General features: G+C 38.5%; 18 protein-coding genes. 6 read left to right on the top strand and 12 right to left on the bottom strand.

Going from position 1 to position 19,333, the window contains the following annotated elements:
• Positions 1-26: 26 nt before the first annotated feature.
• Positions 27-3,779 (bottom strand): DEAD/DEAH box helicase, encoded by a 3,753-nt coding sequence (locus BVH04_RS16975; RefSeq protein ID WP_086542666.1) that lies wholly within the window; start codon positions 3,777-3,779, stop codon positions 27-29.
• A gap of 337 nt (positions 3,780-4,116) precedes the next feature.
• Between BVH04_RS16975 and BVH04_RS16970 the strand changes: the two genes are divergently transcribed.
• The 6 genes from BVH04_RS16970 (at position 4,117) to BVH04_RS16945 (ending at position 7,547) form a co-directional block, all read left to right on the top strand.
• Positions 4,117-4,617: a thermonuclease family protein gene (locus BVH04_RS16970; protein WP_086542665.1), complete on the top strand. Its 501-nt coding sequence runs from the start codon at positions 4,117-4,119 to the stop codon at positions 4,615-4,617.
• Positions 4,618-4,972: 355 nt separating this feature from the next.
• A complete protein-coding gene (locus BVH04_RS16965) occupies positions 4,973-5,329 on the top strand; it encodes a helix-turn-helix domain-containing protein (protein ID WP_086542664.1) in 357 nt (118 codons plus the stop codon).
• Positions 5,310-6,044, top strand: coding sequence for an ImmA/IrrE family metallo-endopeptidase (locus BVH04_RS16960; RefSeq protein ID WP_086542663.1), 735 nt, complete (start codon positions 5,310-5,312; stop codon positions 6,042-6,044). Before BVH04_RS16965 ends, BVH04_RS16960 begins: the two co-directional genes overlap by 20 nt.
• 151 nt (positions 6,045-6,195) lie before the next feature.
• Entirely contained in the window at positions 6,196-6,684 is a 489-nt protein-coding gene (locus BVH04_RS16955; RefSeq protein WP_086542662.1) for a hypothetical protein, read from the top strand.
• A 10-nt stretch (positions 6,685-6,694) separates the two neighbouring features.
• Entirely contained in the window at positions 6,695-7,105 is a 411-nt protein-coding gene (locus BVH04_RS16950) for a helix-turn-helix domain-containing protein (RefSeq protein WP_086542661.1), read from the top strand.
• A 49-nt stretch (positions 7,106-7,154) separates the two neighbouring features.
• Positions 7,155-7,547 (top strand): hypothetical protein, encoded by a 393-nt coding sequence (locus BVH04_RS16945; protein WP_140160606.1) that lies wholly within the window; start codon positions 7,155-7,157, stop codon positions 7,545-7,547.
• A 37-nt stretch (positions 7,548-7,584) separates the two neighbouring features.
• On the opposite strand, the gene BVH04_RS16940 is transcribed toward BVH04_RS16945, so the two are convergent.
• The 11 genes from BVH04_RS16940 to BVH04_RS16895 all read right to left on the bottom strand — a co-directional run bounded on the left by BVH04_RS16940 (position 7,585) and on the right by BVH04_RS16895 (position 19,158).
• A complete protein-coding gene (locus tag BVH04_RS16940) occupies positions 7,585-8,271 on the bottom strand; it encodes an RloB family protein (RefSeq protein ID WP_086542659.1) in 687 nt (228 codons plus the stop codon).
• Positions 8,271-9,557, bottom strand: a complete 1,287-nt coding sequence (locus tag BVH04_RS16935) for an AAA family ATPase (RefSeq protein WP_086542658.1) — start codon at positions 9,555-9,557, stop codon at positions 8,271-8,273. Before BVH04_RS16935 ends, BVH04_RS16940 begins: the two co-directional genes overlap by 1 nt.
• 202 nt (positions 9,558-9,759) lie before the next feature.
• A complete protein-coding gene (locus BVH04_RS16930) occupies positions 9,760-10,848 on the bottom strand; it encodes an SMEK domain-containing protein (protein ID WP_086542657.1) in 1,089 nt (362 codons plus the stop codon).
• A gap of 28 nt (positions 10,849-10,876) precedes the next feature.
• On the bottom strand, positions 10,877-11,539 hold the full coding sequence (locus BVH04_RS16925; protein ID WP_086542656.1) for a hypothetical protein: 663 nt from the start codon (positions 11,537-11,539) through the stop codon (positions 10,877-10,879).
• Between the two features lie 18 nt (positions 11,540-11,557).
• Positions 11,558-11,680: a hypothetical protein gene (locus BVH04_RS26395; RefSeq protein ID WP_262481373.1), complete on the bottom strand. Its 123-nt coding sequence runs from the start codon at positions 11,678-11,680 to the stop codon at positions 11,558-11,560.
• Between the two features lie 32 nt (positions 11,681-11,712).
• Positions 11,713-12,186 (bottom strand): preprotein translocase subunit SecB, encoded by a 474-nt coding sequence (locus tag BVH04_RS16920; protein WP_086542655.1) that lies wholly within the window; start codon positions 12,184-12,186, stop codon positions 11,713-11,715.
• Positions 12,183-12,620 (bottom strand): helix-turn-helix domain-containing protein, encoded by a 438-nt coding sequence (locus BVH04_RS16915; RefSeq protein WP_086542654.1) that lies wholly within the window; start codon positions 12,618-12,620, stop codon positions 12,183-12,185. The genes BVH04_RS16920 and BVH04_RS16915 overlap by 4 nt, the downstream gene beginning before the upstream one ends.
• On the bottom strand, positions 12,617-13,042 hold the full coding sequence (locus BVH04_RS16910; protein WP_086542653.1) for a hypothetical protein: 426 nt from the start codon (positions 13,040-13,042) through the stop codon (positions 12,617-12,619). Before BVH04_RS16910 ends, BVH04_RS16915 begins: the two co-directional genes overlap by 4 nt.
• 32 nt (positions 13,043-13,074) lie before the next feature.
• Positions 13,075-14,478: a restriction endonuclease subunit S gene (locus BVH04_RS16905; RefSeq protein ID WP_086542652.1), complete on the bottom strand. Its 1,404-nt coding sequence runs from the start codon at positions 14,476-14,478 to the stop codon at positions 13,075-13,077.
• Positions 14,471-16,087, bottom strand: coding sequence for an HsdM family class I SAM-dependent methyltransferase (locus BVH04_RS16900; RefSeq protein WP_086542651.1), 1,617 nt, complete (start codon positions 16,085-16,087; stop codon positions 14,471-14,473). The genes BVH04_RS16905 and BVH04_RS16900 overlap by 8 nt, the downstream gene beginning before the upstream one ends.
• Positions 16,084-19,158 (bottom strand): type I restriction endonuclease subunit R, encoded by a 3,075-nt coding sequence (locus tag BVH04_RS16895; RefSeq protein ID WP_086542650.1) that lies wholly within the window; start codon positions 19,156-19,158, stop codon positions 16,084-16,086. The genes BVH04_RS16900 and BVH04_RS16895 overlap by 4 nt, the downstream gene beginning before the upstream one ends.
• Between the last annotated feature and the right edge of the window lie 175 nt (positions 19,159-19,333).

Below are 19,333 nucleotides of genomic sequence, written 5' to 3'. Positions count from 1 at the left end.
TTAGTCACTTTTTAAACTAGTACCGATTACTCAAACAACTTCAGCATCGTTTCGCCATTCATTCCGGTGAGGAATCCATCGCCTTCGGAGATTACCTCTTTGGCGAGTTTGAGTTTGGACTTTTGAAGCTCCATGATTTTTTCCTCCACGGTATCTTTACATATCATCCTGTAGGCCATCACTTTCTTGTCCTGTCCCATTCGATAGCAGCGATCGATCGCCTGATTCTCCACGGCAGGATTCCACCAAGGATCCAATATATAAACATAGTCAGCAGCAGTCAAGTTGAGCCCTGTCCCCCCTGCTTTGAGACTGATCAGGAAAACTCTGATGGCATTATCTTCCTGAAATTGGTTGACGGAATTCTCACGATCTTTCATCGAACTCTTCCCATCCAGGTAAGAAAAAGGAATGTTTCGAGTGACCATTTCCTTTTTGACCAAATCCAGCATTTTTACAAATTGACTGAAAATAAGAATCTTGTGATTCCCGGTTTTTTCTATGATATGCTCCATCAGCAGGTCGATTTTGGCACTTTTGGCACCTTTCTTTTCTTTGCTGATCAAGTCTGGCGAATCACATATTTGCCGCAGCTTGGTCAAGCCTTCCAGCACATACATTTTGGATTGATTGGAACCTTCCTCCTCAAATTTGCCCTGAAGAAAATCCCGATATTCATTTCTATAGGCTTCATAGACTTTCTTTTGCGGAGCTCCCATCTCACAGTAGAGGTATTCTTCGATCTTGTCGGGAAGCTCCGTAAGCACTTCTTCTTTGGTACGGCGAAGCACAAAAGGCTGGATTTTCTTCCTCAAATCCTGCATGGTCTCCGGATTTCCATTTCGCAATTCTTTGATATACTGCTCCTTAAAGCCGGAAAATGTTTTGAAAAATCCGGGATTGACGAAGTTCATATGAGCGAAAAGCTCTGCAATTCCATTTTCGATAGGTGTTCCGGTCATTGCAAGCTTAAGTTTTCCTCGCAGCTTGATGATGGATTTATAGCGTAGCGAAGTCACGTTTTTGATCGCCTGAGATTCATCCGCCACGATCAGGTCAAACTCCAATTTGCACAGCAAGTCCAGGTCATTGATCACCAATCCATAACTGGTCAATACAATGGAATGTGCTTGGAGATCCTCGACCTTATCGGAGCGATCTCCGTGGTGAATAAAATAATCCAGATGCGGCGCAAATTTCTCCAGTTCATTTTTCCAGTTGAAAAGCAGCGTCGTGGGTGCTATGATCAGCGTCCGGATTTTGCCCTTTTCAGCTAGTTGAGCTATTAGGGTGATGACTTGGAGCGTTTTTCCTAAGCCCATGTCATCAGCCAAAATCCCTCCCCAACCATATTCCTGCAAGAAATTCAACCAATTCAAGCCAGCTTTCTGATAATTTCGCAGTTCGGCATCTATTCCTTTTGGCACTTCCACCGTTCGGATTTCTTCAAAAGACTGCAAGCGAGCTTTCTTTTCAGCCAATTCCTTTGCCACCGCCGGATTGTAAATATCTTCTTCAAAATCATTTAAAAGACTGAAGTGAATCTTGGAAAGCTTGACCGTTTCACCATCCGTTTCGGAGGACTGGATCAGTTTTGTGAATTTGCGAAGCCACTTGTCAGGTATCTGACCGAGGGAACCATCCCCCAAGCGCACAAACCGCTCATCGGATAAGACCGCTTGTTTGATGTCTTTTAGCCGAACTGAATAATCTCCAAATTTCAACTGTGTATTGATTTCAAACCAATCCGATTTGGAACTTACATTCATGGATATCGAAGCAGGGAATGTCGAATAGCGCTTTAATGTAAGCTTATCCAGCCCGAAGACTTTGACTCCCTGCTTTTCGAGTTGGCCAAAAGTCTCCAAAAACCAATTCCCGGCTACAAACTGATTATGCTTCAGACTGAAATAGACCTCTCCGGCTGGATTGGCAAAAGCGGGGTGGAGGCTTCTCAAAAACGTTACAAACTCAGTTTCGAAATCGCTGTTGCGCAGATAAATAGTATTTGATTCAATATCAAAAAGAGTAGTCGCATTAAGTGGATTAGAGCTGATCTGCGAATCGTACCTTACTTTTGGCTCAAAAATCACCAATCCTGAAAGCTCTGAAACGTACAATTCCCGCTCTATGGGAGCCCCAAGATCCACCTCGGAAATCATACCCGTTTCATCCGTAAACTTGGCAAACGCCGATAGTGGTTTTAACACTTGCTTCGCAAATTCCGGAAACATATTTTCCGCAAAGCGTACGGGCACTCGTTCTTTCCAATAATGCAGCAGCGCTATATCAGAGAATTTTACAAAAAGAAGAATTACGCGATCCTTGTAAAATCCGAAGATTTCCGAAATCAAAAGCTCCGCAGCTATATCAGACACTTTCAATCGCTGCTCTCCCATTACCAGCCATGCTTGGAATTCGAATATAGATTTGCTCCTGGCTAGCGTAAATTCCAGTTCGGCATATTGAAACTCCAATAATTCTTTGATTTCGCTCTTATGAAACTTATCGTAGTTATAGCTCCCATAGCATCTAAAAATTGGATATTCGTCTTTGACAGAATCGACAAAACCATGAAGCGCGTTATGAAGTGATTCGTATTTTCTCCGATCCTTAAAAGATTTCATCTGTTTGACATCCAGCAGCAAGCGCTCCAGATTATCATTTTTGGCCAGTCTGATATCATCTGCATATTCTAAAACATCAAATCTCACATGAAATCCAGCCGGATCATTCTTTTTGCCTTTGGCGATGAACGGAAATAGGTTGTACAATTGACCGTAATCATTGATAGCTAGTGCAAATGCCACATTATAGAGACCATATTCCTTGGAATCGGACTTCTCAGCAAGTGTTTTCACATCTGAGCCAGTCAATTCCAGCCTTGAAAATTCTTTAAATTCTTTTCCCAGCGCCAACACATCTTTCATTCCCTCCAGTTCTCCGGCGTAAATAAAATGAAAACCACCATTTGAGAAACCCAACTCGAGCGCTGTGTCAGGATCATCCACTTCCCCCAACAACCCCAGGTCGGCTAGCTTTTTACGTTTCGCTTTGGCGCGCTGGGAATTGGTGATGAGTTTAAGGTCAAAATTTGTAGAGTGCTTCCAATTTAGCTGGAGAAATACGACAGCCTGCTCTTGGATAATCGGTGTCCTATCCGAACAAGTGATTCTAACTTGCTCGTTGATTGGATCAAAAACTAAGGTGAGCTGCACAGAAAAGCCAATAAGATTCACTGTATAGCAGATACCGTTATCGACAAGCTCCACCTTCTGAATGCTTTTGGGTTTCGCCTGCGTATTGATAAAGGGAAGCCGCTCCGCCAGATTTCCCAGCTCATCTTCTCGACAGGAGATTGTGAATGGAAAAAGAGATTTCTCTGGAACCAACTTTACAATTTTTGGAGACTCCACTTTCTTATGAGATTGAGACTTTCGAAAACTTTCATCACTATGAAAATCCAAATAGCAAGCGGCCGCTGCGACGTGTTTACAGCTCAGATTTTTTTGGTAATAAATGCAGGAACACTTAGACGCCAAATCCACATTGATTTCTTTGCCGTATTTGACAACCTCTTGATTCAGACAAATACTTACGATATATACATTTCTACCGCTTCCTATCACACTGAACTCATAGATCATAAGCGCTGTATCCTCTCCCAAATAACTGACCCGATCGTCATGAAGAATATCTATTCCACGGTCATGAATGATAGGATCAAGGTTTTCTATCAACTCATCCAAAACAAGAAACTCTTCGCTGGTTAGCGCCATATTTTTTTTGTTTTCTATAAATTTTAATCAGGAAGAAAGCTAAAATTCTGTATCTAAAAGTGAAATACCTTCTATTTAAATCTCAATCTTCTACCCGCTTTTAAAAGTAAGGATAGGTTATGGGATTTGGAAAAATCTAAAAGAAAAGCCTTGGATGTATTATAGAAAAAAACTGAAATGACAGTAAATGGCGGGATTTCAAAGACGACATGGTAGTTTCCGAAGATTTGGGCAGGTACCTTCGACCGGTAGAGTTTACCAAATTCTATGATTCTATCGTCAGTTACCGAAAGTAAATCGGATATTCAACTTATAACCTCATTTCAGCCAACCAACAGTGAATAGTATTATTAAATCTCAAGCAAAACTACTTTTTGTATTAGCATACTTCTTATTCTCCTTTGTTGCAGCGGGTCAGCAGCAAACTGGGTTATTGGTAATCTCCAAATTCGTAGATGGAGACACCTTCTGGGTGACAAATGAAGATGGCGTAGATGAAAAAATCCGATTAATCGGGATTGACACACCCGAAGCGAGAAGAACAGGCCGAACCGAAGTGGAATTCTTCGGCAAAGAGGCTTCCAACTATGTGAAGGAGTTTCTTTGTGGAAGAAAAGTAAGACTCGTTTTTGACGTAGGGAAATACGACAGATACAAAAGAACCTTGGCATACGTCTATCTGGATGACGGCACATTCTTAAATGCCCATCTGGTAGAAAAAGGTTATGCCTCCGCCGCCACCTTCCCTCCAAATGTGAAGTATTCCGATTATTTTAAAAAACTGGAGCGGGAAGCACGGAAGCGGAAATTAGGAATGTGGGGAGAGGGGAACTTCTGATCTCAAGCTTTTCAAAAAGATCCCTGCTATCTGTGACATTCTTGATATTCCGGTGATTACAGTTCCTGAGCTTTTAGAAAAATATCCTGAAATGGAATTGGGGTTTGGGTAATTCTGAGGTAATGAAATAAACACTTTTTCAGCAAGAGACGATGTGTGAATTAGCTCACTGCCCCTAGCTTAATACCGTGCATATTGACCAATTACGGAAAATGGGGAAGAGCACAACTCAGATCAAAATTGTGATCGATACAGATGTGCTTATCCACTTATTCTAAACAAATTCTGTTACAGAATATTAAACATGTAAAATAAACTGTAATTTTGTAACACAATTTTTTAAACAACACAACATATGGAACAAGATCAAATTATAGGCAAAAACCTACAAGCACTTCGTAAGAAATTAGGGTTCACACAGGATCAAGTGGCCGAATACCTTACTATAAATCGCGAGGAAATAAGCTACTACGAAAACGGAACTCGTAGCATGCCCTCCCAACTCATGTCTCAAATCTCCAATCTGTATGGAGTAGATGAGTATGATTTCTATGAAGAGAATTTTGATTTGTCCAGCGTTAATCTAGCACTTGCCTTTAGAGCGGAAAGCTTGAAACCTGCCGATTTGGCTCAAATAGCCCAATTCAAGAAAATTGTAAGGAATTATCTACGAATGAAAACCTTTGCCGCTGATGAGTCCATTAGTTCTTGAAAAATACGCATCCCAATTCCGAGCTGAGAATGGCTACAGTAATCAGGAAAGCATTCATCTCAAAAGCCTCCTTCATAAACTAGGCGTACTGGCAGTTTTCAGACCTCTAGAGATGGAAGTGTCAGGAATGGCCATCAAGGTCGGGGAAAGCAATCGCTTTATGCTGATTAATACAAATCGCACGCTTGGCCATCAACACTTTACTATTTGCCATGAACTTTATCACCTCTTTATCCAAAAGGAGTTCAATTCTCAAGTTTGCCATGTTGGACTATTTAATAAAAAAGACAAAGAGGAGTATAGCGCAGACATTTTTGCTTCCAAATTCCTTATCCCCGAAGAAGGAATTCTCTCTCTAATTCCTGATTCAGAATTATCAAATTCAAAAGTCACCCTGGCTACAGTTCTGAAAATTGAACAATATTTTTCTTGTTCTAGGCGAGCCTTAATAAATAGGTTGACTGACCTGAAGCTCATCGACAAAAATCAAGCGGAGGACTATTGCATTGCTGTAAGAACCAGCGCCATGAATCACGGGTACTCGCTTAAGCTGTATGAAAAAGATAGGCAGCATGAAATACTAGGTGATTATGGAGACTTAGCGAGAAAATTGTTTGAAAAGGAACGAATCTCAGAATCCCATTATTATGGACTTTTAGAAGACATCGGACTTGACTTTTCTGTCTTAGGAAACAATGGTGATGAAAAAGAATAATAAGATCATTCTGATCCATGCCGATGACATTTCTCACTTTATTTCTTATCGACAGATCAAAAGTCTTTCTGCTTTCCAACATGGTGTTGATCATTTTAAAAATAAAAATTCACTTTAAAGTAAAATTTTATACCTTTGATATCCCATTCATATGGATTTTGAACTCGTCAAAATAAAGGACTTAAGTGGTAGAAAGGCCTCTTTTTACACTGTTATGCGCGATGGTGACAATAAATCTTTGTTTGAAACATTTCTTGAGGAGAACTCGATTACATTTAAAAATGAAATTTTCGACATAATTAGGAGAATAAAAACCATATCAAATAAAACGGGTGCTATAGATGGGTTTTTTAAACCAAATGAAGGGAAACCAGGAGATGGACTTTGTGCCTTATATGACCAACCTGGTAGTAAACTGCGTTTATACTGTATTCGCTTCGGTCGAGAAATAGTTATACTTGGAGGAGGAGGTCCTAAACCAAAACCAATTCGAGCTCTTCAAGAAGATGAAAAATTGAAATCTGAAAATTACCAATTAAGAGAAATAGCTCAGAAAATCATGAAGTCTCAAATAGCTAAAGAGATTTATTTCAGTAAGGATTACCTTGATTTTGAAGGTGAATTAAAATTTGAAGATTAGATCCCAAACCATGAAAGAACTAAAAAGCACACTACTTTCTTCACTTCTAAATGAAATCGACCCCTTGGATCAAGCCAAGACGGATGCGAAAATGGAAATTGCAGCCAAAATAGCTCATGCAATGAAATTCAAAAATTGGAAGAAGAAGGATTTGCTTGAGGCTGTTGGGAAAGATAACCCCTCTATTATCACTAAATGGCTTTCAGGTACGCATAATTTTACAACGGATACCCTTGTTGAACTGGAGCATGCCCTAGATATTGAATTGATCAGTAGGGATGAACCAATCCCGCAGGCCACGCTTAAATTTCAGGTAGTCATTAATCAAGAGGGTATGAAAACAGAAAAAATGAGTTATTTCAATGATATCATGACCGCCTCAATAAGTACACAGAGCAGAACTGTTCGATTCATAGCTTAAAATAACGTTTATGTCAACTAAAGACACTTCGGAAATAGGCTTCCAAATTATGGGAATGGAGATTTTGGACTCGTGCCTTAATGCACCAAGCTCTCCGCTTCCTCCTAATTCAAATTTCCAGTTTGAATTGGCAATTGAGCATCGATTTAATATTGAGAAAAAATTGGTGATTGTTATTTGTAATGTCTCAATAAAGGACCAATCTAAAGATATTCTTTATGGACAATTACGAGGTAGCTGCATCTTTTTTATCGAAAAGTCAGAGGACTTTTTTGTTCATGAAAACAAAAGCCTGAACTTCCCGGAGCCATTCATTGTAACACTAAATTCAATTACAATTTCTTCAATTAGAGGCCTAATGTTCTCATTTTTTAGAGGGACATTCCTTCATCAAGCTGTTTTGCCAATTATCGATCCAAAATCCTTTCAAAAAGCTATTTGACAGTTATTTCAATTCCCATTTATTTATTACTACAAATCTACCTCCTCAAATTCCGATTCAGCTCTTCCACTAATTCAAATACCTTGGTCACCGGATTCTGCTCATGGTAAGGCAAATCTGCCTTTTCTTCGAAAAGAGATCGAGCTCGTTCTATTGCAATCTCCTGAAAGGAGCTTTTGTGCTCTCCTAATAGATTGTAAATCTTCAAGCAAAAATCATATCGCTTGCCGTCTTTCTCATAATTCAAGCCCAGTCTTTTCCCAAGCTCCTCATAATAGAATGTTCTCAGATGTTCAGCATCGGTGTATTCAAAATGAAGGTAAAACCAAAGCTCAAAAGCATCATTGGAATAGGCAACCTTAAAACCAAGACTTTCTGCTTGATGGATGGCATTATCGAAATCACTGTACTCATCTTCGCCTCTTCTGACATCCATATCAAAGACACACCAGATTTCATCATATGCTACAGCAGAAGAATCCAATATTTCCTGAGTGGATTCCACCATCTTTAATTTGGATTGCCCTTTAAGATTAACCGCATCAACTCTAACACCTAGCACCGGAAATGATTTGAAGTACAACTCTTCAGTTTGGCCTTCGCAGACGATCAAAATCGACTTATTCATCGGGATGGTTTCCACCCGATATCCCGTGGGACTAGATTTTCTATTCCAAGCATGTTTTTCATTCGTAACTTTGATGGCTCTGGTCTTCTTAGGCATTAGTCTAAGTCAATAAGGTTAATAAAGTCACCTAAAAACGGAATAGCGCCGTATTTTCCTTGGATGTAATCCTTCTCAAAGGATGCGTCATTTCTGACTCCCTTGATTTCCACCAAAGTATATAAATGACTAGCACCATACCGATCCTTTTCCACGAAGTCGATTTGATCTCTTCTCAACAAGTCGGCCGACAATAGATTGGTATCATGGGTAGTGAAAATCAATTGAGCTCCCTTTTTATTTGCTTCCGAGTTGAACAGATCCACAATCTTCTTAGTAAGTAAAGGATGAAATCGAGCATCAAATTCATCAATCACCAAAGTAGTTCCCGTATTTAAAGCACTGAAAATAAATGGACTTAATTCAAATAATTTACGAGTACCTTCTGATTCTTGAACATCAAATGCAAATTTGACATTTCCAACTAGTTCATTTTCAGCATTAAATCTATTTCTATCAGAAATTATAAATTTACTTTTTTTAAACCCTTGTTTAACTTCATCAGACATATTCTCAGGAAATTGATCACTTTTAAGTTCTACTGCATTTAGATCTTGAATTCCTACATCGGCTTTTTTCAAAAACTCCAAAATAAATTTCTTTTTAGAAGGATTATCTAAAAATTCTCCGGCATATCCAAACATACCAGGATGACCTAATCCATTGATAACAGAAATAGATGAAAACATATTAACAATACGCCTAGAAATTTTCCCAAATCCAAAAGAAGCTAGAGAGGATAGAAACAAAGAATTACTTCTAAAAATCTGCCCCTCTCCTCCTGATAGATCGATAGACTTTTGACCCTCAGCAAAATGCTTCTGATTGATGTCAATAACCTGATCACCTTCCCTTACAAAAAGAGCCTGCTCTCTTAAGTTCGGAGTAGAAAAAAGCCACTCACTTTTGATTGATTCAGCATCAGCCTCAAAGCCATATCGATAACGGATATTATCAATTCTAATAGTCATCTGAAAAAAAGTGGGTTCATTAACCGTCTCAGTTGATAATTGAAAAGACTCAATCATTTCCAATACTTTCTCGTTTTTTACCGACTCATTGGTAATCCGGATAAATGCGACCAAAGCCTTAATCACATTACTTTTCCCGCTGGCATTGGCTCCATAGATGGCTTTGGATTTCAGCAGACTCAGATCATGTCCCACAGGAATAAGGTTGACGGTATCGAGACGGCTGTTTTTGGACTTGATCTTGGCTGCGGTCATGTTCAAGGTTTGCATCTCCTTGAAAGACCAAAAGTTACCAAGGCTGAATTCTTCGATCATTTCTTAAATCTGTTATTTGTGATATTTACACAAATATGGGAATATGATAGCGAATTCACCAATATTTATCATTTAAATTTTAGGAAGGTGAGGGATGAAAATTAGTTGATTTATTCCCCACTGGTGGATGATGGAAAAATAATACTCCTAAACTGGTTAAAAAAATCCTGAAGCTCGATCCTTAATATTTACAATTATGGTTCTACTTCTGGCTTGGGACCTCGCCAAGATAATATGTCTTTCTTGGTTTTTGCATTTTCTCTCTTTTATAGAATCCAATTAAGCCATAAACCTCTTGCTCAAATGGGGAATCATCATTTAAATATTCTACAAAAATAGTCGGATAACTATTGTAATCATCTGTTTCCATTTCTAATTCAACAATATTTTCATAAGGCAGTCTTAAAAAAAGACAGCAATTCAAGGCACCCTCTTCATTGTTTAATGCAAACCTCCAATCTTTCCCATTTTTAACAACAACTTTTTTTGAATACTGAACGACAAACTCTAATCCATTTGGATAAAAATCCCACAATTCTAACTTCATCCAATTATTGTAGCCTTTTTCGTTTTCAACTAATTCAGGATAACTTCTATCTTCAATAGATCTTATATTTAATGAACTGTACATGAATCTATAGCATGGCTCAAATTCTAATAATTCAGCATACTCTCTCCATTCAGCTAGAGTGAGGTTTTTTACAAGATGCTTTTCAATTCGTTTTTTTATAGTTTGAATTTGTTTAAATTTAGTTCTCGAATTTTTAATATTATTTCTTTTTGGAGACCCACCCTTCAATTCGACTTGTAAAATATTTATAACCTTGTTCATTTTGTCAATAGTCAAGTTGTTAGTAAACCTCAATAATGTTTTAAAATCAATAATATCTTCATTTGGATTAAAAGAAAATTCTTTTGGTAAAACTAAACTTCGATAGCTTTTTTGCTTTTCTCCAATTATAAATACAATTATTCGGTCATAAAACTGATACATTTGATTATAACTAAAACAATTAATAGTTTTTTGAATCTTTCGATTAGACTTATCTGAAGTTACTTGAATAGACACTCTGTTTTTTTTATCGATTAAATCAATACAAGGGTGGTTTGAGGCGGTTTTATTGGTACTCTCTAGACAATAATCAAAAATAACATTAAAAATGTTGCTGAATAAAACTTCAGAAACCACATTTAAATCATTCAGGTTTTGATGATTTAAGTTCCTTACTTGTATTTCTATTCTCGCGAAATATTCTGAAATAGCTTTGATTTTAATCTCCCTATTATTCATTCGATAATGAGTTAAACTACATTCAATTTCAATACTTAATTTCCAAAGTTTCGTTAACGCCCTTCACTATAAATTCAATAAATTTAATCCAAGCAGCCAATATAAACGTTAGGCTCGAAAAGAAAATAAGTTTAATATAAGGCTCAGCCCAGTATTGAAAGTAAAGCTCTTTTAACGAGTCATACATGAAAAAATAAGGGAGTAATTGAATGATTAATAATGGAGAGAAATACATAAAATTTATGAATTGTTTAAGGCATCCACTATTCTCATTATTTTCTAGCTCTCGATAAAATCCAAATGGAAGTACAATTCTCGTAAGATATGGTACATATTTTAAGAAATCCTTTTCTTTAATGTATATCTTGCTAAATAATATTTCATAATTTTTTATACACTTCGCTTTATGTATAGTAGCAATTGTATAAAGAAAAATTAAGCAACTTACCCCAAATGGAAAGTACTTCTCAACGAATTCGAATCTAGATAGCTTAGCACCAAAAATCTCAAATCCTTCTAAAAATCTATTTGTAAGCAAATAGTATAAGAATACCAGAATTGCCAACCATTTAGTAGTTTCTTGGACAATTTTCTCTGTATACTTAATTGATTCCATAAAGCTATCAATGAGTCTCAACTTCTCTTCGGTATCTATGCTATCAAGAAAAAATTCAATCTCCGTTTTTTTCATTTTCTGGAATTAAGATCCTTATTTAATATTCTTTTCCGGATATTCTTGTACCCCCTCCGCCGCCAGCATCACCTCCCCAGCCTCTCCCACATACTCCTTAACTTCCTGCTCTACCAACTCACCCCGAAATGCCTTATTCAATATCGCCTGAGGCAATTGATTAACCTTAATTTTTAGGATTTTATCTTAGATTCCTCTTTCTCTAATTTCTCAGCCTTATCTCTTAACAAACCCGAAATATCAATCGGAGGTAATAAATATCCTCCCATCGGACCAAGGTTAGTGATTTGGTACATGATATTTCTCAAGTTATTGATCATCATGTTGAGAGTCGAAAACTGACTAAGATTATTTCGTAAGCCTTCTTCCACGTTTTCAGGATCTTGGATACGAAAAGTGCCACCACCTTCAACCATCAGTTTATAGCCTGGAAGAGTTTTCTTCCTACCTTTATTCACTTCTATTTTGGTGAAAAGCTGGATTTCACCCTCTTCTTCTGTTTTGCCAATCCCAAAATCTATATCAACGGGGTAGGACTGGAACAAGTCCTTTAGATTGATATCATCTTCTTTGGGTACGATAAACTCATAGTGAGACTCCAAGAGCTTAAAATCCAGTAATTGTAACGGCGAAAATTTTGCTTTCATCCTGCCATAGCATATTCATCCTCGGTTGAATGGCCTACAGCCATGACCATATGAGGATTGGTGACTTGATTCTTTAACTTAAAATATTCTTGGGTTTTTGACCAGCGCTGATGATAGGCCAATAACTCTTCCTGTACTTTTTCTTGCACCATTTCCTCCGTTAGCACTTTAAAATCCAAGTCGAGTTCGATGGACATTTTAGCTAGAATATTCCAATTAGGTTTGCGATCTCCTCGGAACAACTGTGTGATAAAGGAAGCAGAAGTGCCAATTTTTTCAGCCATTTCTTTTTTGGAAATTCCTTCTTTCTCCATTTTTTGATCTACTAAACCCAAAAATTGCAAAGCCAATAAATCAGCCTTGGAAGCAATCTGGTCTTCATAGGAAATTCCTTCAAAGAGGATATCCCATTCTTTTTTGATAGAATCTGTCATGGTTTTGGGGTTAAGTCGTACTCGAATTTGGATACTCTTCTGATTATACTTTTTTCTATCGATGTCAATTTTTGGGATTTCTTCTTTTCAAGAAGCTCAACCCCAATAATTATGAATCGCTCCGTCTCTCCGTCAGTGTATTGCTGACAGTAAATCCTGGGATTTTTCTTCCCTTTAAACAATTTAATTGCAGTAACCTGTTCACAACCTTTTTCAAAATTTTCTTTGTCATACAAATCTCTAGGGGCACGATGGTTCAAAATCAATTCCAAGGAGGTATTGAACTTCTTCAAATTGGCCAATTCTGATCTCAGAAAGCTCATAATTTCTACGGAATTCTCTTCATCCAGGTAGAAAGCCTTCTTTCCGTCATCGGAAATTCTGATCAGTTGTGCTTTTCTTCTCACGACAAAATTAAGCAATAGGTTAATTTAAACAAACCATTCATAAAAATCTATTTTTTCCCATACCTCCCCCGTTCCCCTTCAGCCACCATCCCCAATTCCTCACTTACCCTTTCTTCTGCATCCGCCACCGAGATTTGCCCATTCATCAGCATCGGCAAAAGCCAATCGCGAAGGGAAGAAAGTTCTTGGTTTTGGATTAGATTCCTTTGGATTTTGGTGTGTATTGTAATCGCCTTCTCATAAAACCTCTCTAACAAAGCAACTGGTGGAATTGAAATCTTATGTTTTGAAACAAATGATTCAAATAGGAAATTTTTTATTCCGCTTGTCTTTCCCTCATATCCAAAAAAAACGCCTGCATCGTACAACCTTCTCCATTCATAAATGAAGTTGAACTGAGTACTTTCATTTTTTAAAGTTATGGCTTTGCAAAAATTTGAACAGATTATCGGCTCGTTAAATCTTTCCAAGGTTTCATTAATGATATAGCCCAATCTTCCAGTGGATTGTGTTGGACTGCCACCTGAGATTTCAATTACTAAATCACCGGGGTCAAGTAATTTGTGGCTGTTCTTTTCAAGAATGAACCGAACAGGGCTTTTCAGCTCTCCATTTCCATTTAGACTGTTTATATCAGCGCCTCGAATACAGGAAACTCTTAAATCATAATTTCCTTGAATTTCTTCTTTTCCCCAGTCACCATTTTTGTCCTTTTCAATCCAGTAATCAAGTGTATGTGTATCCCACCCCTCCGGAATCTCCCTATTTAAGTCCTTATTCCAGACCATTTTTCCACCTGATGATTTATAGGGCTTGATATCTTGGGGCTTGGAAGTCTCGTCGGCAGGCTTGCTTTGTCGAAAGTCATAGGGAAAGTCAAACTGCACAAACCAATACTCATACAGTAACTTCGCCATCGCCTCCAGTTCCGCATTGATCCGGGTGTTTAGTTCGATTTTATCGTCTAAGGCTGATAATACTGAGGCGATTTTTTGTTGGTCAACTTTGCTTTTTGGAACTAATATCTCCTGCCGCTTCAAAGCTCCTTCATTTACTCTTTTCCTTCCAGAAGTACCTTCCATGCAGCTTATGGCGCGTTCCCTAAATAATGGACTTCGTGCTAAATAGTAAATAAATTTACCATTAGAATTACTATTTTCTCTTAAAACAATAAATTCAGAGGAGCCAAAAGCCACTTCATCTTCATCTAAAATATCTACAAAAGCAGTTTTACCATTTTCCAAACAAGGTGTAATCTTTGCGACTAGGGTGTCTCCATTTCGGAATTTTGGGCCAGAATTATATTCTGAAATTTCGAACCCATTAATTTTCCTCTCAAATACGCCAAGCTTACCCATAGGGATTTTTTTTGCCAATTCATTTTTACGCAAACTTTCCGTTGGATTAAAATCTATGAATTCTCCAATTGAAGATTGTTTCCAATTACTCATATCTCAAGGACTTTATTTGATTTTGAATTTCGGTATCTAATTGATTCCCTAATGTAAAAAAGCTATTTAACCGTTCTTCAAAGCCATTAATTTTCTCCTGAAATTCATCCGCTGTAATATCTAAATACTCGATCTTAACCTCAAAGTATTGACCGGCAGCAAAGGAATAGTTCTTTTCTTGAACCATATCCTTACTGACCACTACCGAAAGATCCTCTACTGCTATTTGAGAATTAAACGCATCGATGATCTGACTTTCTTCCTGACTCGATAGGACAGTTCGCTGATTCTTTCCCTCCTTCACTATTTCCCCTAGTTTAGAAGCATCCATTAGCACAATTTGCTCGGTATCTGCTTTTTTGTCAAGAAAGAGTACTGACACATTAGCATTAGTACTCGCAAAGATATTGCTCGGCATACTGACCACTCCCCGCAGCCAGCCCTGCTTGACCAGCTTTTCACGGATCTTTTTTTCTATCCCGGTTTGAGCGGTGATAAATCCTGTAGGAACCACGATGGCGGCTTTTCCATTTTCACTCAGGCTGTGCATGATATGCTGGATAAAGAGCAGGTAGATCGCCATGGATTCTTTTTTGGCTTTAGCGACCTTCGGAATGCCAGCAAAAAATCTATCCTTGAACATATCCTTCTCCAGATCATCCCGAAAATCTGAAAAGTCCAACTTAAAAGGCGGATTCGAAACAATGAAATCAAACTTCTGGCTGAGGTAATAGGGTTGCGCTATTGTATTGGTTTTGATGATATTTGGGATACTGTGCGTCAGCCCATTCAAAACCAAGTTCAGTCGCAGCATGGAACTTGACTTTTGGGAAATATCCTCCGAATAGATGCTACAGTTTTGCTCCCCGATCTGATGCGCCAGACTCATCAGTAAAGTCCCCGACCCCGCACCTGGATCATAGCATCGCACTCCTTTGATCGGCTCGGGAACCATAATCGCTGCCATAATCCGGGCTACAGCGTGGGGAGTATAATATTCCGCATATTTCCCTCCACTGTCACTGTTATAATCCTTGATCAGATACTCGAAAATCGTAGCAAAGAAATCGTATTTCTCCTCAAACATCTCTTCAAAACTAAACTCGAAGAGTTTGTTAATCAGCGCTCTGGCAAAAGCATCCCGCTGGGAAGAATCAGATATATATTGACTTAATTCGTCAAAAAGCGAATCCTTTGCGCCAGAAAAAGCCTTTATTGAGAACACCTCGGCATTTTCAATGCTGATTTGGCGAAGGGTATCATCAAAGGTTTTCGCAAAATCTCCCTGATTTTGGTTATTGTAAAGATGGGATATCAGTTGATGAGATTGTAACCTTGGGATATTTGCATCCAGCGAATCCACCAGAAAGAGGTAATCATCTTCAGGCATAGCATGCAGCGCAGCTGAGAAATCCTCCACCGCCGCGAGGTCAGGCTTCGCCTTTTTCACTTCGTAGCGAAACTTATCATTCAGAAACTTATAGAGAAATACCTGAGTAATAATTTTAAACTCGTTGCCATCGTTGCCCAAGCCATAATTGGCACAGACACTTTTCAGATTGTCAATGAGGTCCTTGGTCTTGGTAATAAAATTTAAATCTTGGGTCATCTTAAGGATGAAGAGTGATATTGTTGTATATATTCATTGACAATCAACTGGTTGATTCCTTGCGTAGTCGGGTGGTCAATCGCCATTTTTTGTTCGTTTTTGAATTCCTTAATCACCAGCTGCATCATGTAGCGCTTGAAGAAGGCCTCATTGCCCATAATATCCTTGCTGTTTTGGATAGATTCATCTGCCTGGGACTTGACTTTTAATAAAGCCGCTTGCAACTGAAGCTGTTTTTTGGTCATTCCTCCTTTTTCCATCAAACGCTTATGGACTCGCGCAAACTTCTCGTCTTGGCTGTATTTTGATTTAAGGTTTCCATTTTCCCGATTCAGTTCTTTTGCCTTTTCATGGATTTTTTTGAGTAAAGGCATGTTTTCTGCCAAATCTTGCTGCGTGACCTCGCTGAGATTTTTCTTTTTGAAGATTCTTTCCAGTTCCTCCCGCAAACTTACAAAGTCCGGGTCCTGTTGGTCAAAATTGTCCCTCAAAGTTTCCCGGGTTTTTCGCAAAATATCTTTGAACGCATCTGCCAGGACAAGCTCACTTTCGGAAACTTTGATAAATTGAAAAACGATTTCCTCCAGCGCGGTATTGATGATATTGGTGGTAGAATCTTCATTTCCGAGGTTTTCTACATAATTGATATTATCCAGTCTATTCTGAGCTTCAATCAATAAGCGATTCCAAACCTCAAAATCCACCTCACCATCCAACGCTTCGTAACCATTGAGCGCAATCAGGTTTTTAAGCTCTTTTGCGGTGCGAAGGGCTTTTACCAGTTGAATCAATGTTCCTTTATCGGTGATTTCGCGGATTTGCTGAGAGAAGATTTCCTTGTTTTGGGTATCAAACTGAAAAAGGATTTCTTTGATCTCCTGAATCTCCTGCTGTATTTCCTCGGGTGTTTTAAACAGGTTGGAATACAACTCCATTTCATCTCCCAACTGCTCTTGGAGTTCGTCAAAATAGAGTTTATTGGTTCGGTTGAATGCCTTTGAGATGTCCGCAAAATCAACTACATAGCCATATTTGTATTTCTTGTACGGTCTATTGACACGGGTCAGGGTCTGCAGGAGGTTATGATCCTGAATCACACGAGCCAAATATAATTTCTTGAGCCGCTTCGCATCAAATCCTGTCAACAGCATATTGTAGACAAAGAGCAAGTCAATATTTCCTTTTTTATAGACTTTTACCAGGTCTTTCCGGATTCCCTTATTATTCTCATCGTGCAAAATCAAAGCAGCTTTCAAAGTTGGAATATCATGAGTCCTATATATCCTAGGCGGTTCTGCAGCTAGTAATACCCCAGCATCTAGTTCTTGCTCGCCGAATCGTACTTCAAAAAGCCTGAAAAGTTCCTTTGCCTGCTGGGAAGAGTCGCAAACTACCATCCCTCCCAAAGTAGCGTCCTGCTGATCTCTTCTAAACTGGATCAAATCTTCTACAATGTAATCTAGTAAGGGTTCAGCAAATTTGGGGTGAGCGTATATTTTCGCTTTTGGGATTTCCCCATGAAGGACCTTGATCTGCTCCATCAGCTCCTTCATTTCCATCTTGAATTTTCCCTCTATCTCTTCTCGTATCAGCCTAAGAGTATAGCCATCGGCTATGGACATATTGTAATAGTACTTGTGTATATAATTTCCAAATAGCGCTTTGGAATCATAATCCCCGGCTACTTCACGAAGTAATGGCGTGCCTGTCAACGCAATTTTGACCGCTTTTTTATCCGAGTTGATCAAGTTGGCCAGGTAGTTTCCTTTGGGATTATAGCTTCGATGAGCTTCATCCAAGAAAAATACGCGCTGAATACGGATGTCATAATCCAATGTGGTAGCAACAGTGGAGTCCAAGCTGAATTTTTGGATGTTAACCACCGTGATTTCTGGAAGTCCAGAATCATTGTGAATGGCACCAATTACTTTTAAATCCGCTACAAACTCTTGACGAGAGTTCACCTGATTTACTTTCAGCCCTCTATTACTGAATTCAGTTGAAGCCTGAATCAATAAATCCATCCGATCCACCACAAAGTAAAACTTTGCGATTACTTGCTGCTTTTGATAGAAATCAGTGAGGAACTTGACATTGTAATAAGCGAGTGCCGTCTTCCCGCTTCCTTGCGTATGCCAAATGATTCCTTTAGTCCTTCCTTCGCTCAGCTTCTGTACTATTGCCAGGGTGGCAAATAGCTGCGGATAGCGCATAATATGTTTTTCCAAACCAGTTTCTTCCTCGACATAAGCCAAGGCATATTTCAGGATAAAGGATAGTCGCTCTCGGCTAAATAAAGAAGTAAGAATGCGATGGGTTGGGGTGTATTCCGATTTATTGGTGTTGAACTCAGGACTGTGCTTTATCACCATCAAATTAGTGTCTTTCAAAATTGCATTTTCTTGCTCTTCCGAAATTGACTTTAATCCCTGTTTCACCGGATATTCTGCATCCTCTCTGAAATAATTGAACTGCAGATCTTTGTAGGCTGCGGTGGTATAGAAAGCTCCAAAAACAGGATCCACTATTCCATCTTCATACTCCATATTGTTTGAGAAAACCATCAATTGGGTGATGTTCGCAAATCGTCGAAAGTGTTCTTTCTTGAAGCGATCATTTATTCTAGTTCGCTCGGCAATGACTCCCTCCTTATTATGTGGTTTTTTTACTTCTATAAATGCCAGTGGCATTCCATTGATTAGAATCGTAATGTCAGGGCGGAATTCCTCATCCCCGTTTTTGCAGGTAAGCTCAGTGGTGACATGAAAGGAATTATTCGCAAAATTTTGGAAATCGATGAGTTTATTCCCCGAATCTGAAATAAGGCGTTCAAAGAATTTTCTCCCCAAATCTTCGAAATCCAATTCTAGCGTAATCTCATCAAGGATTCTTTTGACACCATGCTCATTCAGATGCGGATTTATTTTTAAAATACTTTCTGTGAAAATCCCTTCAAAAATATTGGTTTCCTCCTGTCGATACTGTTGGCTTTGAGGAATATAAGTAAAGCCTAAGCGTATCAAATGTAAAATTGCGGGGATTTTGACCCTAGAATCTTCGTTAAAAGCCATCGAAATTGAAACTATAAAAATTAAGTATTGATCAATATGGGGAATTCAGAGGATTCTGGCAATCTGTTTTTTGTTTAAAGAAGATTTAGGGCAGGGATTTTCATTCTAACTTTTTATGATTTAATCTCTTAACTCATCCAAAAAAACAGTGATGCGTTTCTTTCATTATTTCTTC

The sequence above is a fragment of the Algoriphagus antarcticus genome (assembly GCF_002150685.1).
Lineage (GTDB): Bacteria > Bacteroidota > Bacteroidia > Cytophagales > Cyclobacteriaceae > Algoriphagus > Algoriphagus antarcticus.
The sequence above is the reverse complement of the archived record's forward strand: the minus strand, read 5'-3'. Positions and strand labels throughout refer to the sequence as shown.